The following is a 17,834-nucleotide window of genomic DNA, read 5'->3' as shown; positions in this document are numbered from 1 at the left end:
CCGATCAATCGTTAAAAAATACCAGCTTGCTGAATGTTTCCGGATCCAGGCTGGCGCCGCCCACCAAGGCACCGTCAACATCGGGCATGGCCATCAGGGCCTTCACGTTGTCCGGTTTCACGCTCCCTCCGTAAAGGATACGAACCGACTCGGCCACCGTTTTTCCGAAGAGGGTTTTCAGCAGGGACCGAATGTACGCGTGAGCCTCCTGCGCCTGTTCCCGGGTAGCAGTTTTTCCGGTGCCGATGGCCCAAACCGGTTCGTAGGCAACGACCAAGTTGGTGGATCCATCAAAAACAAAGCCTTTTAGACCATCTCGGACCTGTTTGTCAAGTACGGAAAAGGTTTCGCCGGCCTCACGCTGGGCTTCCGTTTCGCCGATGCAGAAAACGGGCAGCAGGCCTGCGGCAGCGGCCGCTTGAATTTTTCGATTGACGGTTTCGTCGGTTTCTCCGAAGAGCTGGCGGCGTTCGGAGTGGCCGATGATCACCTGGCTGCAGCCGGCATCCACCAGCATCTCCGTCGATATCTCGCCGGTGAAAGCTCCTTTGGGCTCCCAATGCAGGTTTTGTGCAGCCAGGGCGATACTGCTGCCTTTAAGCACCTGGGACACCTGATAAAGAGCGGTGAAAGTGGGGGCGATCATCACCTCCACGCCCGAGGCTTTGTCGACCAGGTCCTTCAACTGCCCGGCGGCTGCCACTGCCTCGGTACCGGTTTTGTGCATTTTCCAATTGCCCGCGATCAGCGGGATTCGATGGCTGCTCATTGCAAGGGCTCCTTGGTTACAATTGCTTGCCGATCATGGCGGCCAGATCGACCATACGGTTGGAGTATCCAGTCTCGTTGTCGTACCAGGACAGCACCTTAACCATGTTTTCCACTACATAGGTGGTCGGTGCATCAACGGTCGAAGAGAGGGCGCAGCCATTGTAATCGGTCGATACCAAGGGCAGTTCGCTGTAACCCAGAATCCCTTTGAGGGAGCCTTCGGACGCTTCTTTCAGGGCGGCATTGACATCGGATTTGGTGACGCCGTCTTTTTCCACATTGACCACCACATCGACGATGGAAACATTGGGTGTGGGCACACGTATGGCCAGCCCGTTGAGTTTGCCCTCCAGTTCGGGCAGCACCAAGGCCACGGCTTTGGCGGCCCCGGTCGTGGTCGGGATCATGGACAGCGCGGCGGCCCGGGCCCGGCGAAGATCCTTGTGGGGAAAGTCCAGCAGCCGCTGGTCACCCGTATAGGAGTGGATGGTGGTCATCAGTCCGTTTTTGATGCCGAAGTTTTCCAATAGCACCTTGGCCACAGGTGCCAGGCAGTTCGTGGTGCAGGACGCATTGGAAATGACGTTGTGCTGTTTGGGATTATACTTGTTGGCGTTGACCCCCATGACGATGGTAATGTCCGGCTCTTTGGCCGGGGCGGAGATGATCACCTTGCGGGCGCCGGCGGTGAGGTGCTTGGCCGCGTTTTCGCGGTCCCGGAAAAGACCGGTACATTCGCAGGCGATGTCCACGCCGAAATCCTTCCAGGCCAGTTTTTCGGGGTCCCGGATGGCGGTGTAGGCGATCGATTTACCATCCACTTCGATGGCGCCGTCCTTGGCCTGGATGTCCATATCCAGGCGGGCGTGAACCGAATCGTATTGCAGCAGATGGGCCATGGTGGCCGCGTCGGTCAAATCGTTGATGGCCACCACCTCCAGATCCGGATGGTTCAGGGCGGCCCGAAATACCACGCGTCCGATTCTGCCAAAGCCGTTGATACCGATTTTTATGCTCATTTTGCCTCCTTTGCGGTTAACCCCGGAAATCGCTTGCGGGTGTTTTGCAGGAAAATGACCGTTTGCAGGGCCGGTGATCCGCTCCGCATGCCTTTTGCGAAACCTTGCGCTGCGGAGCGGTTGGCGTCCCGGACCGGTACCGATAACCGTGTATATGCAAGAAGGGGATCACCGATCCGGCTGCTGGTATGGCAGGCTCAGGCCCTTTTGTTGCCCTTCAGGATGCCACTGGCCAGCGATATGCTTTTTTTACCGAAAGCCTCGATATTAGCGGCCAGTTCGGACAGGGCTTGCGTCTTACGGGCGCTGGCAGCCCGGATCAGGATGGGCAGGTTGACTCCGGAGATCACTTCAATGCGCCCTTCTTCCAGAAAGGAGTAGCTCAGATTGGACGGAGTGCCGCCGAACATGTCCGTAAGGATCAGAACCCCTTCGTCGCTTTTCAACTTTTTGATGCCATCGACGATTTTGTTGCGAAGTTTGTCCGCGTTTTCGTTGAGGTCGATGGAGACCGCCTCCATGGCTTCGGGACGCTGGCCCAGTATAAATTCAGCCGCCTCGATCAGTGCATCTCCGAGCCGGCAGTGAGTAACCACTAAAACGCCAATCATATCAGCCTGTCTTTCATCGTTGCATTGGGGGGTTGGTCCGCGTCTCATTAAGAGTCACGATAAAACTTTGTCTATATCGCGATGGGTCAGCGATACGTTGTGGCCCGATGACGCGATATGTTCACGCAATTGCTCGGCAATGACCACACTGCGGTGACGACCGCCCGTGCAACCGATGGCAATGGTGAGGTACGATTTTCCTTCATTTTCATATTGGGGAATCAAAATGTCCAGTAGTTCAAAATATTTGTGTAAAAATAAACAGGTTTGATCATTATTCAAGACAAAAGAACGAATTTTTTCCGATTTACCACTCAGCGGCCTGAGCGAATCCACGAAATACGGATTTTTCAGAAACCGGACATCCATGACCAGGTCGGCCACCGCCGGCAGGCCGTGTTTGAACCCGAAGGAGATCACCTGGACCGACATTTTCGCCTGGCCGTCAGCAGCCATGGTCCGGATGATCGCTTTCAGATCGTGAACGGTGAGATCCGAGGTGTCAATGATTTGATCGGCTTTGCTGCGCAGGGGGTCTAAAATGGGATTTTCCGCGGAAATGGCCTCATGCAGGCTTTTATTTCGTGCCAGCGGGTGTTTGCGACGGGTCTGGCTGTAGCGCTTGAGCAACGTCCTTTCGTCGGCTTCGAGAAACAGGATTCGAAATGCAAATGGTCCATCTTTCAGTTTGTCCAGGACGGGGTCTACGCGGTGGATAAAGTCTTTGTCCCGGAGATCCATGCCGAAGGCCAGGCCGGTGAATGCGTCGGCACGACCCGGCGATTGTTCCAGAAATACCGGAAGCAGCGCAATGGGCATGTTGTCGACGCAATAGAAACCGGAATCTTCGAATGCGGCCAGTGCGGTGCTTTTTCCGGAACCGGATCTTCCGGTTACAATGACGATGGGTGGACGTTTCACGGCGCCATTTTCGAATTGATGAGGAAAGAGATGGCAAATTGGCCATTTCTGGATCGGCACAAGTTAGAAATCGTCATCGTCCTCACTGATGATGGAAACGATTTCTTCCGCACTTTTTGCCTTCATCATCATCTCTTTCAAGGGCTCTTTCTTAAGCAGTCGGGACACCCGGGCCAGGAGTTTGAGATGCAGATCGGTGGAGTGTTCCGGCGTGATGAGCAGAAAGAAAATGTGGGTCGGGCGGCCGTCCATGGACTCGAAATCCACCCCATCGCGGCTCAAACCGAATCCCAGAACCAGTTTGTCCAGGTTTTTCAATTTTCCATGGGGAATGCCGATACCGCCACCGATACCCGTGCTGCCCAGGCGTTCCCGCTCCATTAACACCTGTACCATCTGTTTATGGTCAATGCCCGTAATCCGGGAGGCAGGCTCCACCAGTTCGTTGAGAATGCCGATTTTATCCTTGGATTTCAGATCAATCAGGATCGCGTCTTTGTCGAGGACATCCAGAATTTTCATTGTTGGTTTATCCGATCGGAAGAGCTGTAAAATCCAGTGTCGCTAATCGTATGTAAACGTTCAATTTCCGATAGAGGTGTCAGGACCTGGGCTGGATCAACCCATAGTTTCCGTCTTTTTGCCGGTAAAGCACATTGACCGTTTCGGTGCGGGCATTGGTGAAAACCAGGAAGCTGTTGTTGATCAGATCCATCTGCATGATCGCCTCGTCAACATCCATGGGCTTGTAGTCGATATGCTGGACCCTTACCCGAGGCGGTTCCGTTTCCTCGTCGATGGCCGTTTCGGGGGCCATTGAGCCTGCTTTTGCCTTGGATCGGAATTTCCGGCTTTTCTGCTTATTTTTTTTGATCTGGACCTCGAGTTTGTCCAGCACCATATCGATGGCCGCGTACATCTCCTCGGTCTCTTCCTTGCCGTTTATGGCCAGTCGGTCACCGGTAATGTTGATTTCTGCACTGTGACGGAATTTTTCGATGGAGAGAACCACGTTGGCTTCGGTCGGGCCGCTGAAATATTTATCGAGGCGGTTCAGTTTTTCGCTGACGTAGGATCTGAGGGCGTCGGAGGATTCGAGGTTTTTAAATCTTACGGAAGTGTTCATGCGAGGTGGCCTCCTTGTATGGTAAATCCCTTCATGGAAAATCGACCGGTTGAAACGAAACTTCGATTCCGGTCGATGGACAGGAAAAATGACATCCAGCCGGCCGGTTGATTCAACCGCTCCTAAAACTGCTTTCTTTTGCTGGAGGACAAAATACCCATCATTTCTCGGTATTTGGCCACTGTACGACGGGCGATGTTGATATTATCCGTTTTCAGCAGTTCGGCCATTTTACTGTCACTGTAAGGTTTTTTGGGATTTTCCCCCTCGATGAGCTTTTTGATTTTGGCCTGTACGCTGGCCGAAGCGATATCCTCTCCATGCACCCGCTTGATGGAGCTGTTGAAAAAATACTTGAGTTCGTAAATGCCCTGGGGCGTATGGACGTACTTGTTGGTCGTCACCCGACTGATGGTGGATTCGTGCATGCCGATGTCTTCGGCAACGTCCCTGAGAACCATGGGTTTTAAGTGCACCACCCCTTTTTCGAAAAAGTCCTGCTGGAATTTGAGGATGCTTTCCATGACTTTGTAAATGGTTTTTTGACGCTGATGAATGCTACGGATCAGCCAGGCGGCGGAGCGCATCTTTTCCCGGATGTAATCCTTGGCGTTGGTGCTGACCTCGTTTTTGCGGGTGATGGCCCTTTTGTAAAAGGGATTGACCCGCAGTTTGGGCATGCCGTCGTCGTTGAGGACGATGACGAACTCGCCTTCGCTTTTGTACACGTAGATATCCGGAATGATATAGTGCGGGGTTTCCTCGTTGAACTGGCGCCCGGGTTTGGGTTCCAGCGCCTTGATGACATTGACTGCGGCAATGACATCCTTGAGCTTGACCTTGAGGGCCTTGCAGATGAGCTTGTAGTTCTTGTTTTCCAGATTTTTCAGGTGGTCGGAAATGATGTCGGTGACGAGGCTGTCTTCCAGGTTGAGAAGATTCGCCTGGAGCAGAAGGCACTCGCGCAGGTCCCTGGCACAGACGCCCACGGGATCGAAAGACTGCATGGTTTCGAGCACGTCCTCCACCATTTCGATGGAAATTCCGCTCTGTTCACAAAGTTCCTCGACGGAAAGCTGCAGGTATCCGTCCTTATTGAGATTGCCGATGATCAGGCTGCCAACCTGCTTTTCGATATCGGTGGGCGAAAGCATCAGAAGCTGCCACAACAGATGGTCGCTAAGAGACTCCTTGGACGAGACAAACGCTTCGTACTGGGGGGCTTCACGGTTCTCGGATTCGAAATTGACTTTTCCCGGCGAGTTGTACTCGTCGATGTAGTTGCTCCAGTCGATCTCGTCATTGATCTTCTCTTCGATCGTGACTTCGCGTGCCTCCTCGGAAGCGGCAGAAACCTCCTCGGGTTCGTTCTCCTTGTTTTTTTCAGGTGTTTCCTGAACTTCTTCCAGGGTGGGATTCTCTTCCAGCTCCTGCCGGATCGTATCCACGAGTTCAAGTCTGGATAGCTGCAACAGCTTGATCGCCATCTGGAGCTGGGGCGTCATGATCAGCTGCTGGGTCAGTTTGAGTTGTTGTCTGAGTTCGATAGCCATCTTAGAGTTTGAATTCGTCTCCTAGGTAAATTCGTCGAGCGATCTTGCTTGCCGCGATCTGCTCGGGGGTGCCGGCTTCAATCACCTTGCCGTCGCTCAGGATGAATGCCGAATCGCATGCCTCCAGGGTTTCTCTGACATTGTGGTCCGAAATCAAAATGCCGATGTTACGCTTTTTCAAATGGGCGATGATTTTTTTGATGTCGATCACCGCCAGTGGATCGATGCCGGCAAACGGTTCGTCCAGCAGCATGAAAGCCGGCTCCGTGGCCAGGGCCCGACTGATTTCCAGCCGCCTTCGTTCGCCGCCGGAAAGGACCGCCGCTCTGGAATCCGCCACATGGGCAATCCCCAGTTCGGCCAAAAGGCTGTCCGTACGTTCGATCCGTTGCCTGCGGGAAAGCGGCAGCGTTTCCAGGATCGCCAGGATGTTTTGCCTGACGGTCAGTTTCCGAAAGACGGATGCCTCCTGGGGAAGATATCCGACGCCCTTTCGCGCCCGGATGTGCATGGGATATTCCGTGATTTCGACATCGTCGAGAAATATCCGTCCGCTGTCCGGTTTGACCAGGCCTACGGTCATGTAAAAAGTCGTTGTTTTACCGGCGCCGTTGGGGCCCAAAAGACCGATTACCTGCCCGCTGTCCACGCCCAGGCTGACCTGATCCACCACTTTGCGGCCCCGGTAGATCTTAACGAGTTTGCTCACGGACAGGGTGGCCATCAGCTATTTCCCATGGGCCAGGCGATCCGCATGCTACTCCAGCCCCGATTCCTTGGGGAGGATGACGGCGTTGACGCGGCCGTTGGTCCCGCCCTCTACGGTAAAGCGTCCATCTGCCCGGTAAAAAGTGATGGTTTCGCCGGTAATGGTGTTTTCTCCGCTGGTTACGCTGGCCCCGGGGCCATGCAGCGTCAAAACACGCTCAGCTGTTATATATACTGCCTGCCGGGCAACGGCAAGCCTATTGTCGAATTTAATTTCCACATTTCCGGTGGCCACCAGCTTGTCCAGCGACTGGGCCGCAGAGGCTTCGCCACCGTCGGACTTTTTCGAAAAGAAAATTTTAAGGCTGTCCGCCTGAATCGAGGTGTCGCCCTGGATGGCATGCACATCGCCGATGAACTCGGCGACATTGCCAGACTGATCCGAGATGAGGCGCTGGGAAGTGATCCGGATCCGTTTGGCTTCCTTTTTCGTCGTTTCCGCTGCCGGGCTGTCCGCAGCGGCCATACAGCGGCCGGGGGTCATCAGTCCCGGACCAAGGCAGGCCAGCAGAAGCAACAGCAGCCATCCCATAGCGGTTTTACAGTTGCAGGTCTTCACGGATCGTTCCTTCGACATTGCCCTCGAACCGGGTAATGTTCGTTTCCAGATTCATGGCCATGCTGTTGGCTTGCAGGGTGAATGCCTCGCCGGAAAGTGCCACCGGCGTTTTCGCCCGGAGTTCTCTTGCTTTCGGGTCGTAGTCGAGCGTTTCGGTGCGAAAGCGATAGCGGCTGGTGCTGGCCGACACCCGACCGGAAACCTCCATCCGGCTGGATCCCGTGTGGATGGTTCCCTGGTCGGCGGTCAGGTGAAGATTGTCCCCATCCTCCATGAAAAACTCGACCTCCGGCCTGGCCAGGACCATGATCTGCTGTTTTTCCATGAGCGTGGCTGATTCTGCATCCAGGCGCCACTCCCGAACTCCGTTTTTCGACGCCGTCTGGTGAATTTTGCTCAGCTGCATGTCGGCGTCTTTGGCGATCAATTCCACCAGCGCTTCGGGATGGCGTGTCAGGTGGCGGTAGCCGATGAACACGCCAATAGTTGCGATCAGCGCCAAGGCGGACGTGGCCAGCAGAAGACGGCGTATCAGTTTCGATTTGTTCATGGGAAAAGTTTCTTCAGCAGCGGTTCCCAATCGCCCCTGGCTTTCAATATGCGTTCGCTGACTTCACGTATCGCACCGCATCCGCCTTTGGCAAGGGTTGTCCATACGGCGAGTCGCTTGACCTGCTCGTGGGCGTCTCCGACGGCAATGGGCACGCCCACCCGTCGCATGATGGGAAGATCCGGCAAATCGTCGCCCACGAAGGCCGTTTTTTCCGCTGGAATGCCGGTTTCTTTCAGGATGCTTGCCAGAGCGGCGGCTTTGTCGCGAATGCCGTCTTTCAGCAGCTCGATGCCCAGATTGTCACAGCGGTGCTTCAGCGCCATGGAGCTTCGTCCGGTGACGATGCCCACCCGGATGCCCGCCTCCATGAGCAGACGAATACCCAGACCGTCACGCACGCTGAACACTTTGGTCTCGCGGCCCGAATCGTCGTAGATCACCTGGCCGGTGGTCAGCACCCCGTCCACGTCCAGCAGCACCATCGAAAGTTGTTTGAGGCGGTCGTCGGTCATGGGAAGATGTCAGGCGGCCAGGGCAGCTTTAATGGCCTTGAGTTGGGTGAGAAGGGCGGGCAGTTGGTCCAGATAAAGGGAGTTGGGCCCATCGCAAAGGGCTTCGTCCGGGTTTTCGTGGACCTCCAGAAACACACCGTCGGCACCGGCCGCAACAGCCGACCGGGCGAGTACCGGGGCAAATTCCCGCTGACCGCCCGAACTGTTGCCGGCGCCCCCGGGCAACTGCACGCTGTGGGTGGCGTCGAAAACCACCGGGCAACCCGTCTGCTGCATGATGCCAATGCCCCTGAAATCGACCACCAGATTGTTGTAGCCGAACATGACGCCGCGCTCGGTAATCATCGGCGTCACACTGGAAACCGATCGTATCTTTTCGACAATGTTGACGATGTCCCAGGGGGCCAGAAACTGACCCTTTTTGATGTTGACCGGCTTTCCGGTGCGGGCGACCGCCAGGATAAGGTCGGTCTGGCGGCAGAGAAACGCCGGTATCTGGATCACATCGAGAACTTCGGCGGCCGCATCAACATCGCTGATGCGGTGGACGTCGGATATGATGGGAACATCCAGCTCCGCTTTGACCTTTGCAAGCAGTTCAAGGCCTTTTGCGATGCCCGGCCCCCTGAACGAGCCGATGGAGGTGCGGTTGGCCTTGTCGTAGGATGCCTTGAATGTGAAGGGGATGCCAAGGCTGTCCGTCAGCTCCTTGAGTCGCGCGGCGATACGTAGTGTGACCGCCTCATCTTCAATGACGCAGGGGCCGCTGATCAGGAAAAAGGGACTTTCCGATTTCATTGAAAATCATCTTTCGGAGGAATTAAATTCATATTTTCCTATGTATCCTCGGGCGGTTAAAATGTCAAGGAACGAAAAAATGATCCTTGATTACCCGTGGTCGAGCTGGTATTGTAGTCGCTTTAAAAACAGGTCGGAAGTCCGTATCGGAAGGGATTTTTTCGTTGAGTAATAAAGCAAGTTCATTCAAACCGATTCTGGTGGTCATCGTTGTGCTGCTGATCAGCATTCCCGCCGTCTGGCTGACGATCATCCGAATGGAGGGAAAGCCACCGTCCGTTGAGATCGAACTCGATTCCCCATTTATTGGTGCTTCAAAATCCATCGGCGTTTCCGTGGAAGACGCCGGCAGCGGTATCCGCAGAATCTGGATGGGGCTTTTGGTGAACGGCCGGGAGGTCGAGATCCTGCAGCGCACCTTTCCCTCGGCCGGTTTTTTTGCCGGCGGCAAGGAAAAATCGGTGCGGGTAAAAGCGACGGTTTCGCCCAAAACACTGGGACTGGCCGACGGCAAGGGCGTCATCCGGACGGTCGTCTGGGACTACTCGCTGCGCAAATGGGGCAAGGGGAACCAGGCTTACCTGGAAAAAGAGATTCATATCGACACCCAACCGCCGGCCATCGAGATGCTCAGCCGATCTCACAATGTGGCCCAGGGCGGCAGCGGCGTTGCGGTTTACCGACTTTCCGAAGCGTGTCCCGTCAGCGGCATAACGGTCGGCGATTCCTTTTTTCCCGGGTATGCGGGGCTTTCTGACGATCCTGCGGTCCACGTGGCCTTTTTTGCCTTGAATTACCAGCAGGGCAGCGATACGCAGATTGCCGCCACCGCCAAGGATTACGCCGGCAACTCCGGTGTCGCCAAAATGGTTTATCACATCAATGCGCGGTCTTTCCGAAAAGACGCCATCAATCTCTCCGACCGCTTTTTTAATGCCAAAATGCCAGATTTCGATGGACATTTCCCGGAATCTTCCCAGGAAAATCCTCTGGAGCTCTTTCTTAAGGTCAACCGCGAACTGCGCCGGCAGGACAACGAAGCTTTCTACGGCGTTACGGCCGAAACCGAGAAAAAAATTCTATGGGAGGGGGCCTTTTCGCGATTGCCCGGATCGGCCAACCGTGCCCGGTTCGCCGATCACCGAACGTACTTTTACGGCGGAAAGGTGATCGACCGTCAGGTGCACATGGGGATCGACCTGGCTTCGACGAAACACGCCCCGGTACCCGCGGCCAATCGCGGAAAAGTGGCGTTCACCGGCAATCAGGGTATTTACGGCAATACCGTGATTCTCGACCATGGCTATGGACTTTTCACCCTTTACGCGCACCTGAGCCAGATCCAGGCGGTTAAGGGCAGCATCGTCGAAAAAGGAGAGATCATCGGGAAAACGGGCATGACCGGGCTGGCCGGTGGGGACCATCTGCATTACGGTACCTTGATTCACCAGACCTATGTCAATCCCGTCGAATGGTGGGACAAAAACTGGATCAAGAACAACGTCAGCGACAAGATCGACGGCTCAATCCCCTGACAGGAGCAGGCAGCGATATGGCAAGCAAGCGCGTTAAGAAAACGGTTCGGCAGATCAACGAAAAGATCCGCTCCGGCGATGTGGTCGTGGTTACGGCCGAGGAGATGATCGATATCGTCGACCGGGAGGGGGCCGCAGGGGCTGCTCAGCAGGTCGACGTGGTGACCACGGGAACCTTTGCGCCCATGTGCTCGTCGGGAGCGTTTATCAACTTCGGCCATTCGGCGCCAGGAACCAAGGCGTCCAAGATCTGGTTCAACAATGTGCCGGCCTACGGCGGCATCGCTGCGGTGGACTGTTACCTCGGCGCCACCGAACCCTGCGAAGACGATCCGTTGAACAAGGTCTACCCGGGGGAATTCAACTACGGAGGCGGCCACGTCATTCAGGATCTGTTGGCCGGCAGAAAAGTGCATATGAAGGCCACGGCCTATGGCACCGACTGTTACCCCAGCCGTGAATACGAAAAAACGATAACCCTGGACAAACTGCCCCAGGCGACCTTGTGCAATCCCAGAAACGGATATCAGAATTACAACTGCGCCATCAACCTCACCAAAAAAACCGTCTACACCTACATGGGGGCCTTAAAGCCAAAAGGGGGCAATGCCAACTACTGCTCCGCCGGCCAGTTGAGCCCGCTGTTCAACGATCCTTACTATCGCACCATCGGGCTGGGAACCCGCATTTTTCTGGGCGGCGGCATCGGCTATGTCACCTGGCACGGCACCCAGCACCGCCCGGACGTTAAACGGGCGCCAAACGGAACACCGTTGACGCCGGCAGGTACGTTGTGGGTGATGGGGGACATGAAACAGATGCATCCGGACTGGCTGGTGGGCGTTTCCATTCAGGGGTACGGGTGCTCGCTGGCCGTCGGTCTGGGCGTTCCCATCCCGATCCTGGACGAAGAGATGGCCCGCTTCACGGCGGTGTCGGACGCGGACATCTTTACCCAGATCGTTGACTACGGCAATGACTATCCCAAAGGCAGGTCCAGCGACCTGGGACAGGTGAGCTATGCCGAGCTGAAAAGCGGAGAAATTCGTGTCAACGGGAAAAGCGTTCCCACGGTGCCCCTTTCCAGCATGGTCAAAGCGCGACAGATCGCCGATACGCTCAAAAAGTGGATCCGTGCGGGGAACTTCGAGTTGGGCGAACCTCAGTTCACCCTCCCATCCGTATGAAGATGCGTCACGGATTCAGTGCACCCGGTAAAACGCGATGAAAAATAAGCTGCGCCTTTTTATTGCCGTTCCGATTCCGGATGCAGTGACCCGTTTTTTAAAAAGTACACAGACCGAGCTCGGCCAAACGGGGCTGAACATCCGATGGGTGCCCGTTGAAAATATCCATCTGACGTTGAAATTTTTAGGCGATGTCGATGCCGCGAGTGTCCATCCGGTTGCCGAACGAATGGACGCAACGGCCGGGGCCAACGCACCCTTTGAATTGATTGCCGGGGGCGTGGGCGGTTTTCCGAATCTTCGCAGTTTCCGGGTGCTGTGGGTGGGTGTGGATGGCGACACCCGGCGTTTGGAAACGCTCCAGCGCAGCATCGAATCCGAGCTTGAGACCCTTGGCCATAAAAAAGAGCGCCGACGGTTTCATCCGCATCTAACCCTTGCCCGGACGCGGCAACGGGTGGATGGCGGTCGGTTCGGTCTGTTGGATGCATCCCGGGCGCAGCATGCGTCCGAGGCATTCCGGGTGGATCGGATATGCCTGTTTGCCAGCGTCCTTAAGCCCGGTGGAGCCGAGTATACCCGGCTGCATGCCTCTTATCTTGCCGGTTGACCAAATACGTGACCATTTTGTCGGCCCGAACCGTGCAGCAACAATTTGCATTAATGCCAACCAACCATGGGAGGATTGCATGACCACAAATATGGATAAAGTCAAGGCGGTCGATACCGCCATGGGGCAGATCGAGCGCCAGTTCGGCAAAGGCGCCATCATGAAACTGGGCGCCCGCCCCATCGAAAACATCCCGGTGATCCCAACGGGGGCCATCGCCCTGGACCGCGCTCTGGGTATCGGGGGGTTGCCGCGCGGCCGTGTCATCGAAATATTCGGTCCCGAGTCTTCGGGAAAAACCACGCTGGCCCTTCACGCCGTGGCCCAGGCCCAGAAACAGGGCGGCATCGCCGCTTTCATCGATGCCGAGCACGCCCTGGACATTACCTACGCCCGCAAGCTGGGGGTGAACTGCGACGAACTGCTGGTCTCCCAGCCCGATACCGGTGAACAGGCCCTTGAAATTGCGGACATGCTGGTGCGCAGCGGCGCGATCGACGTGATGGTGATCGATTCCGTCGCCGCCCTGGTGCCGCGCGCCGAAATCGAGGGTGAAATGGGCGACGCCCATATGGGGCTCCAGGCCCGATTGATGTCCCAGGCCTTGAGGAAACTGACCGCCACAATCGGCAAGACCATGACATCGGTGATTTTCATCAACCAGATCCGTATGAAGATCGGCGTCATGTTCGGCAATCCCGAGACCACCACCGGCGGCAATGCGCTCAAATTCTATTCTTCGGTGCGTCTGGATATCCGGCGGATCGGCGCGATCAAGGACGGTCAGGAGGTCGTGGGCAACCGCACCCGGGTCAAGGTGGTCAAGAACAAGATGGCTCCGCCGTTCAAGGAGGCGGAATTCGACATCATGTACGGGGAAGGCATCTCCCGGGCCGGCGATCTTCTGGATGTCGGGGTGGATAACGGCATCGTCGACAAAAGCGGAAGCTGGTACTCCTACGACGGCGAGCGGATCGGTCAGGGACGTGAAAACGTAAAGAAGTTTTTCTACGAGAATCCCGATCTTTTCGAAAAGGTGACGGTGAAGGTTCGTCAGGCGGTTGGGCTTTTACCGCCGGAAGAGAAGAAAGAAGAGAAAAAAGAAAAATCAGCCAAGCCATAAGCATGGGGTAGCAGGGTCAAAGGCTGGCCCCGGTACCCCAATTCAGCCTTAAGGAGACGGTTATGACCGGTAACGAAATTCGACAGCTATACCTTGACTTCTTTCAGAAACACGGGCACCGGGTGGTCCGCAGTTCATCGTTGATCCCCCAGGACGATCCGACGCTTCTTTTCACCAATGCCGGGATGGTTCAGTTCAAACGGACGTTTCTGGGAGAAGAGAAAAGGGATTACCTGCGCGCGACCACGTCGCAAAAATGCGTAAGGGCGGGGGGCAAGCATAACGATCTGGAGAATGTCGGCTACACGGCCCGCCACCACACCTTTTTCGAAATGCTTGGCAATTTCTCCTTCGGTGACTATTTCAAGGAAAAGGCGGTGGATTTCGCCTGGGATCTTCTGACCAACGGGTACGGTCTGCCTGCGGAAAAGCTATGGGCATCGGTTTACCTGGACGATGACGAAGCGTACGATTTGTGGCACAAGCGCATCGGGATTCCCGAATCGAGGATGATCCGTCTGGGAGAGGAAGAAAATTTCTGGGCCATGGGCGACACCGGTCCCTGCGGCCCGTGCAGCGAGATTCACCTCGACCGTGGCGAAGAACACGGTTGCGGCCGTCCGGACTGTGATGTGGCCTGCGACTGCGACCGGTTTCTGGAGATCTGGAATCTGGTTTTCATGCAGTTCAACCGGGACGAGGCCGGTGTCATGACACCGCTGCCTAAACCGAGCATCGACACGGGGCTGGGGTTGGAGCGTATGGCCTCGGTCATTCAGGGGACAAAGACCAATTTCGAAACCGATCTGATCTACCCCATTATTCAGCGCGCCGAAGCGTTGGCCGAAAAGCCCTACGGCGAAAGCGAGACCGACGACGTCGCCATGAAAGTGATTGCGGATCACAGCCGGGCCGCCGCCTTTCTCATCGGCGACGGCGTCCTGCCATCTAACGAAGGCCGCGGCTATGTCCTTCGGCGGATCATGCGACGGGCCATCCGCTACGGACGCAACCTGGGGCTGAACCGACCGTTTCTTCACGAGACTGCCCGGGTGGTGTTCGACATCATGGCGCCGGCCTACCCGGAACTCAAGGAAGCCTCGGCCTTTATTACCAACGTGATCGAAAACGAAGAGGTACGGTTTTCCGAAACCTTGGACAATGGGCTGCGGGTGCTCAACGACGCTTTGGCGGACATCCGTGCCAAAGGCGAGACACGGGTTCCCGGCGATCTGATATTCAAACTCTACGACACCTTCGGTTTTCCCGTGGACATCGTCCGGGACGTGGTGCGCGACGAGGGGCTGACCTTGGATACAAAAGGGTTCGATGCGCGCATGGAGCATCAACGCAAGCAGTCCCGTTCCAAAATCGCCTTTTCCGGCATTTCCGATGCCTACCGCCAGTTGAGCGCGGCCGGTGAAAAGCCGGAATTCGTAGGCTACGGCACCCTGACCTGCGAAGCCCAGGTGGTGCTGCTGGTCCAGGACGGCAACGGGGTGGACGGCGCCGATTCCGGAAGCGAAGTCGAAGTGGTGACTACGGCCACGCCCTTTTACGGCGAAGCCGGGGGCCAGGTGGGTGACCGCGGAACCATCACGGCGCCGGACATGGAAATGGCGGTTACAGACACGATCAAGGACCCCACGGGCATCATCATCCACAAGGGCCGGGTGCAAAGCGGACGCCTGGAAAACGGCCAGACGGTAATGCTGACCGTAGACGGCGACCACCGCGGTGCCGTGGCCCTGAACCATACCGCCACGCATATCCTGCATGCGGCCCTGCGCAACGAATTGGGAGACCATGTCAAGCAGGCTGGCTCCCTGGTTTCAGCCGATCGGCTGCGCTTCGATTTTACACATTTTTCACAGATCGCTCCGGACGCCCTGGAGCGCATCGAAATGTTCGTCAATGACCGCATCCGGCAAAACGTTCCCGTCGACGTCGAGGAGATGGACATGGATCAGGCCATGGCGTCGGGGGCCACGGCGCTGTTCGAGGAAAAGTACGGAGACCGTGTGCGGGTCATCAACCTGGAAACATTCAGCCGGGAACTGTGCGGGGGGACCCACACCGGCCGGACCGGCAATATCGGATTGTTTAAAATCGTTTCCGAAGCTTCCGTGGCCTCCGGCGTGCGCCGGATCGAAGCCCTCACGGGAAAAGTCGCCCTGGCTCACGTCCAGCAAACCAACCGGATCGTGCAGCAGTTGAGCCAGATGGTCAAAGACAAGCCCGACAACCTGGTCACGCGGGTCGCATCCATCCAGGCTGCGATGAAAGCGGCGGAAAAAGAGACCGAAAGGCTCAAAACCAAGATGGCCGAGATGCAAGCCGACGAGGGTGGACAAGTGGCTGAGATCAACGGCGTCAAGACCGTTGTCCAACTGGTGACGGTGGAAAAACCGGCTGCCCTTCGCGAACTGGCCGATCGGTTCAAGGACCGCATCGGATCCGGGATCGTGGTTCTGGGCTGCGAAGCCGGCGGCAAGGCACTTTTGATCGTTGTGGTGACCAAAGACCTCGTCAACCGGTTCCATGCCGGAAACATGATCAAAACCATTGCCGGAGTAGTGGGCGGCGGCGGCGGCGGACGGCCCGATATGGCCCAGGCCGGCGGGACGCAACCGCAGCACCTGGAAAAGGCATTGGACAAAGCCCGGGAGTTAATTCAGGAAGGATAAAAACTACTTGTTGTTTTTTTTCAACGCAATGTCGATCACCAGTTCCCCTTTATCGGTGATACAGGGAATGGAAATGATGGGCAGCCCGGACGGATAAGAAACTTTGTGCTTGCCCACCACTACACTGGGGACGCTGATACTGGTACCCTCGGAGGGAAAGTCGGTTTTGGCGTTGCCGGCGATCATGTTGGCAATCTCGCCGATGGCGTCGGTGCAATCGTCGTCCAGTTCGGTGACCTCATCGCCGATCAGCGCCGACACAAGTTGAAGTGCGATTTCCTTGGAGAGATTGATGACCACGCAGCCGGTCACCGTGCCGGAAAGGCCGATAATGCTGCTGATTTCATATGACGGTACATTGCCTTTCTTCAGACTCGGTTTGCCCAGCTTGAAAGGCACTTCGATCATGGTGTTGAAAAGATTTTTTACAGCGTTCACAAATGGGTTGATGTATTGAACGTCCATTTTCCCCCCACCAAATGGTTGGTTTTTCTCTCTTCACGGCGAATTTGAAGCTGCTCCTAACTGTGTACAGAGGTAACATCGGTCGCTTTTTCGGCAACTTTACCCCATATTGAAAATAAAAAGCCGTTGACGCGTTTGGAACTTGCGACGTTCGGTTTGCCGGTTTACGGAGATTGCAGCACGTCGATCATGGTGTACACTCGACCCGTCCGACCTTTACCGATCTTTTCGTTTAAAAAACAGACCGCATCCATGGTACCTTCGGCGTATATGTCGCGCCCGTTGACATTGTGCTGAAATTCAAACATCACCGTCCCATCTGCCGAGGTCAGCCGGTAGGTGTGCCATCCGTGGCCGGACAGGTACTTTTCCGGGATGCCCCACTTGTCCCGCTGCGCTTCGGGATTCCTTTCCATGACGATGTTCTCCGGTGAAAAATCGATGCCCATGTGTTGGAAGCTTGCCACCACGGCTTTGGCCGTGCCGCTGGTGTCGGCCTTGCCGGCCTGATGGCTTTCGCGAACATCGAGCGTATAACCTTTAAAGATTCCGGGAAAGTTGGTGGCCGCATACTCCATCATGGCCTGGAAACCGACGATCTGCTTGGCCATGTTGGGTGCGATGACGGCGCAGACCGAGGACCGGGCCACCGCTTGGTTCAATTTCTCGCGGTCCCCGCCGGTGGTCCCCATCACGAAAGGCAAATCCTGCTGGCAGTAAAAGTCTGCATTGTCGTTCACCGCGTTGGGATGCGTGAAATCCACGCTGACAAACCTTCCGTGTTTTTCTACAATGGCCCGGATGCGCTCACTGCGCAAAGCCGGTTGGATCAATTCGACGGCAACAGTTCCAATGGTGCACGTTTGCGCATCGATTTCCGGACCGGTCAGCGAGTAAGGTAAAAGGTTGACCCGCTCATCCTTGATGGCATGGGCGGCAATGGTGGATGCGACGTTTCCCGGAAGACCGTTGAGCATGATGTTGACTGGTTTCATCGTTTTTTCCCCTGGTTTTTCGTTTTTATCGGCGGACTTGG

Annotated in this window: 19 protein-coding genes; 5 read left to right on the top strand and 14 right to left on the bottom strand. The window is 56.0% G+C overall.

Annotated elements, in window-relative coordinates; genetic code table 11:
* Nucleotides 1-4: 4 nt before the first annotated feature.
* The 12 genes from tpiA to kdsA form a co-directional block, all read right to left on the bottom strand.
* Nucleotides 5-769, bottom strand: coding sequence for a triose-phosphate isomerase (gene tpiA, locus GN111_RS06220; protein ID WP_155302929.1), 765 nt, complete (start codon nt 767-769; stop codon nt 5-7).
* Between the two features lie 16 nt (nt 770-785).
* Complete coding sequence (gene gap / locus GN111_RS06215; RefSeq protein WP_155302928.1) at nt 786-1,790, bottom strand: type I glyceraldehyde-3-phosphate dehydrogenase; 1,005 nt, start codon at nt 1,788-1,790, stop codon at nt 786-788.
* Nucleotides 1,791-1,987: 197 nt separating this feature from the next.
* Nucleotides 1,988-2,401: a PTS sugar transporter subunit IIA gene (locus GN111_RS06210; RefSeq protein ID WP_155302927.1), complete on the bottom strand. Its 414-nt coding sequence runs from the start codon at nt 2,399-2,401 to the stop codon at nt 1,988-1,990.
* A gap of 54 nt (nt 2,402-2,455) precedes the next feature.
* Nucleotides 2,456-3,322 carry an RNase adapter RapZ gene (rapZ, locus tag GN111_RS06205; protein WP_155302926.1) on the bottom strand — a complete coding sequence of 289 codons (867 nt, stop codon included), beginning with the start codon at nt 3,320-3,322 and terminating at the stop codon, nt 2,456-2,458.
* 63 nt (nt 3,323-3,385) lie between these two features.
* Nucleotides 3,386-3,844, bottom strand: coding sequence for a PTS sugar transporter subunit IIA (locus GN111_RS06200; RefSeq protein ID WP_155302925.1), 459 nt, complete (start codon nt 3,842-3,844; stop codon nt 3,386-3,388).
* Nucleotides 3,845-3,923: 79 nt separating this feature from the next.
* Nucleotides 3,924-4,448: a ribosome hibernation-promoting factor, HPF/YfiA family gene (hpf, locus tag GN111_RS06195; protein ID WP_155302924.1), complete on the bottom strand. Its 525-nt coding sequence runs from the start codon at nt 4,446-4,448 to the stop codon at nt 3,924-3,926.
* 122 nt (nt 4,449-4,570) lie between these two features.
* A complete protein-coding gene (gene rpoN / locus GN111_RS06190; protein WP_155302923.1) occupies nt 4,571-6,001 on the bottom strand; it encodes an RNA polymerase factor sigma-54 in 1,431 nt (476 codons plus the stop codon).
* Between the two features lies 1 nt (nt 6,002).
* Entirely contained in the window at nt 6,003-6,725 is a 723-nt protein-coding gene (gene lptB / locus GN111_RS06185) for an LPS export ABC transporter ATP-binding protein (RefSeq protein ID WP_155302922.1), read from the bottom strand.
* 33 nt (nt 6,726-6,758) lie between these two features.
* The gene (gene lptA / locus GN111_RS06180) at nt 6,759-7,328 is read right to left on the bottom strand and encodes a lipopolysaccharide transport periplasmic protein LptA (protein WP_170302159.1); all 570 of its coding nucleotides are present in this window, start codon (nt 7,326-7,328) and stop codon (nt 6,759-6,761) included.
* Complete coding sequence (gene lptC / locus GN111_RS06175) at nt 7,309-7,878, bottom strand: LPS export ABC transporter periplasmic protein LptC (RefSeq protein WP_155302920.1); 570 nt, start codon at nt 7,876-7,878, stop codon at nt 7,309-7,311. The genes lptA and lptC overlap by 20 nt, the downstream gene beginning before the upstream one ends.
* On the bottom strand, nt 7,875-8,393 hold the full coding sequence (locus GN111_RS06170) for a KdsC family phosphatase (protein ID WP_155302919.1): 519 nt from the start codon (nt 8,391-8,393) through the stop codon (nt 7,875-7,877). The genes lptC and GN111_RS06170 overlap by 4 nt, the downstream gene beginning before the upstream one ends.
* A 9-nt stretch (nt 8,394-8,402) precedes the next feature.
* Nucleotides 8,403-9,191, bottom strand: coding sequence for a 3-deoxy-8-phosphooctulonate synthase (kdsA, locus tag GN111_RS06165; RefSeq protein ID WP_155302918.1), 789 nt, complete (start codon nt 9,189-9,191; stop codon nt 8,403-8,405).
* A gap of 164 nt (nt 9,192-9,355) precedes the next feature.
* Here kdsA and GN111_RS06160 point away from each other — a divergent pair, with 164 nt between their 5' ends.
* The 5 genes from GN111_RS06160 to alaS all read left to right on the top strand — a co-directional run bounded on the left by GN111_RS06160 (nt 9,356) and on the right by alaS (nt 16,333).
* Nucleotides 9,356-10,726 carry a M23 family metallopeptidase gene (locus GN111_RS06160; RefSeq protein ID WP_155302917.1) on the top strand — a complete coding sequence of 457 codons (1,371 nt, stop codon included), beginning with the start codon at nt 9,356-9,358 and terminating at the stop codon, nt 10,724-10,726.
* Between the two features lie 17 nt (nt 10,727-10,743).
* Nucleotides 10,744-11,913 carry a homocysteine biosynthesis protein gene (locus tag GN111_RS06155; RefSeq protein ID WP_155302916.1) on the top strand — a complete coding sequence of 390 codons (1,170 nt, stop codon included), beginning with the start codon at nt 10,744-10,746 and terminating at the stop codon, nt 11,911-11,913.
* Between the two features lie 37 nt (nt 11,914-11,950).
* Nucleotides 11,951-12,523, top strand: coding sequence for an RNA 2',3'-cyclic phosphodiesterase (thpR, locus tag GN111_RS06150; protein WP_155302915.1), 573 nt, complete (start codon nt 11,951-11,953; stop codon nt 12,521-12,523).
* A gap of 79 nt (nt 12,524-12,602) precedes the next feature.
* Nucleotides 12,603-13,646, top strand: coding sequence for a recombinase RecA (recA, locus tag GN111_RS06145; RefSeq protein ID WP_155302914.1), 1,044 nt, complete (start codon nt 12,603-12,605; stop codon nt 13,644-13,646).
* A 62-nt stretch (nt 13,647-13,708) separates the two neighbouring features.
* On the top strand, nt 13,709-16,333 hold the full coding sequence (gene alaS / locus GN111_RS06140) for an alanine--tRNA ligase (RefSeq protein ID WP_155302913.1): 2,625 nt from the start codon (nt 13,709-13,711) through the stop codon (nt 16,331-16,333).
* A 3-nt stretch (nt 16,334-16,336) separates the two neighbouring features.
* On the opposite strand, the gene GN111_RS06135 is transcribed toward alaS, so the two are convergent.
* On the bottom strand, nt 16,337-16,798 hold the full coding sequence (locus GN111_RS06135; RefSeq protein ID WP_155302912.1) for a chemotaxis protein CheX: 462 nt from the start codon (nt 16,796-16,798) through the stop codon (nt 16,337-16,339).
* Nucleotides 16,799-16,962: 164 nt separating this feature from the next.
* A complete protein-coding gene (dapB, locus tag GN111_RS06130) occupies nt 16,963-17,793 on the bottom strand; it encodes a dihydrodipicolinate reductase (protein WP_155302911.1) in 831 nt (276 codons plus the stop codon).
* Nucleotides 17,794-17,834: the final 41 nt, after the last annotated feature.

The sequence above is a fragment of the Desulfosarcina widdelii genome, assembly GCF_009688965.1.
Classification (GTDB): Bacteria; Desulfobacterota; Desulfobacteria; order Desulfobacterales; family Desulfosarcinaceae; genus Desulfosarcina; species Desulfosarcina widdelii.
This window is presented reverse-complemented; position numbering and strand designations above follow the sequence as displayed.

Excerpts from the sequence above, each read along its gene's own strand:
- tpiA (WP_155302929.1), bottom strand. The coding sequence starts at position 769 with ATGAGCAGCCATCGAATCCCGCTGATCGCGGGCAATTGGAAAATGCAC.
- gap (WP_155302928.1), bottom strand. The coding sequence starts at position 1,790 with ATGAGCATAAAAATCGGTATCAACGGCTTTGGCAGAATCGGACGCGTG.
- GN111_RS06210 (WP_155302927.1), bottom strand. The coding sequence starts at position 2,401 with ATGATTGGCGTTTTAGTGGTTACTCACTGCCGGCTCGGAGATGCACTG.
- GN111_RS06200 (WP_155302925.1), bottom strand. The coding sequence starts at position 3,844 with ATGAAAATTCTGGATGTCCTCGACAAAGACGCGATCCTGATTGATCTG.
- hpf (WP_155302924.1), bottom strand. The coding sequence starts at position 4,448 with ATGAACACTTCCGTAAGATTTAAAAACCTCGAATCCTCCGACGCCCTC.
- rpoN (WP_155302923.1), bottom strand. The coding sequence starts at position 6,001 with ATGGCTATCGAACTCAGACAACAACTCAAACTGACCCAGCAGCTGATC.
- lptB (WP_155302922.1), bottom strand. The coding sequence starts at position 6,725 with ATGGCCACCCTGTCCGTGAGCAAACTCGTTAAGATCTACCGGGGCCGC.
- lptC (WP_155302920.1), bottom strand. The coding sequence starts at position 7,878 with ATGAACAAATCGAAACTGATACGCCGTCTTCTGCTGGCCACGTCCGCC.
- GN111_RS06170 (WP_155302919.1), bottom strand. The coding sequence starts at position 8,393 with ATGACCGACGACCGCCTCAAACAACTTTCGATGGTGCTGCTGGACGTG.
- kdsA (WP_155302918.1), bottom strand. The coding sequence starts at position 9,191 with ATGAAATCGGAAAGTCCCTTTTTCCTGATCAGCGGCCCCTGCGTCATT.
- GN111_RS06155 (WP_155302916.1), top strand. The coding sequence starts at position 10,744 with ATGGCAAGCAAGCGCGTTAAGAAAACGGTTCGGCAGATCAACGAAAAG.
- thpR (WP_155302915.1), top strand. The coding sequence starts at position 11,951 with ATGAAAAATAAGCTGCGCCTTTTTATTGCCGTTCCGATTCCGGATGCA.
- recA (WP_155302914.1), top strand. The coding sequence starts at position 12,603 with ATGACCACAAATATGGATAAAGTCAAGGCGGTCGATACCGCCATGGGG.
- alaS (WP_155302913.1), top strand. The coding sequence starts at position 13,709 with ATGACCGGTAACGAAATTCGACAGCTATACCTTGACTTCTTTCAGAAA.
- GN111_RS06135 (WP_155302912.1), bottom strand. The coding sequence starts at position 16,798 with ATGGACGTTCAATACATCAACCCATTTGTGAACGCTGTAAAAAATCTT.
- dapB (WP_155302911.1), bottom strand. The coding sequence starts at position 17,793 with ATGAAACCAGTCAACATCATGCTCAACGGTCTTCCGGGAAACGTCGCA.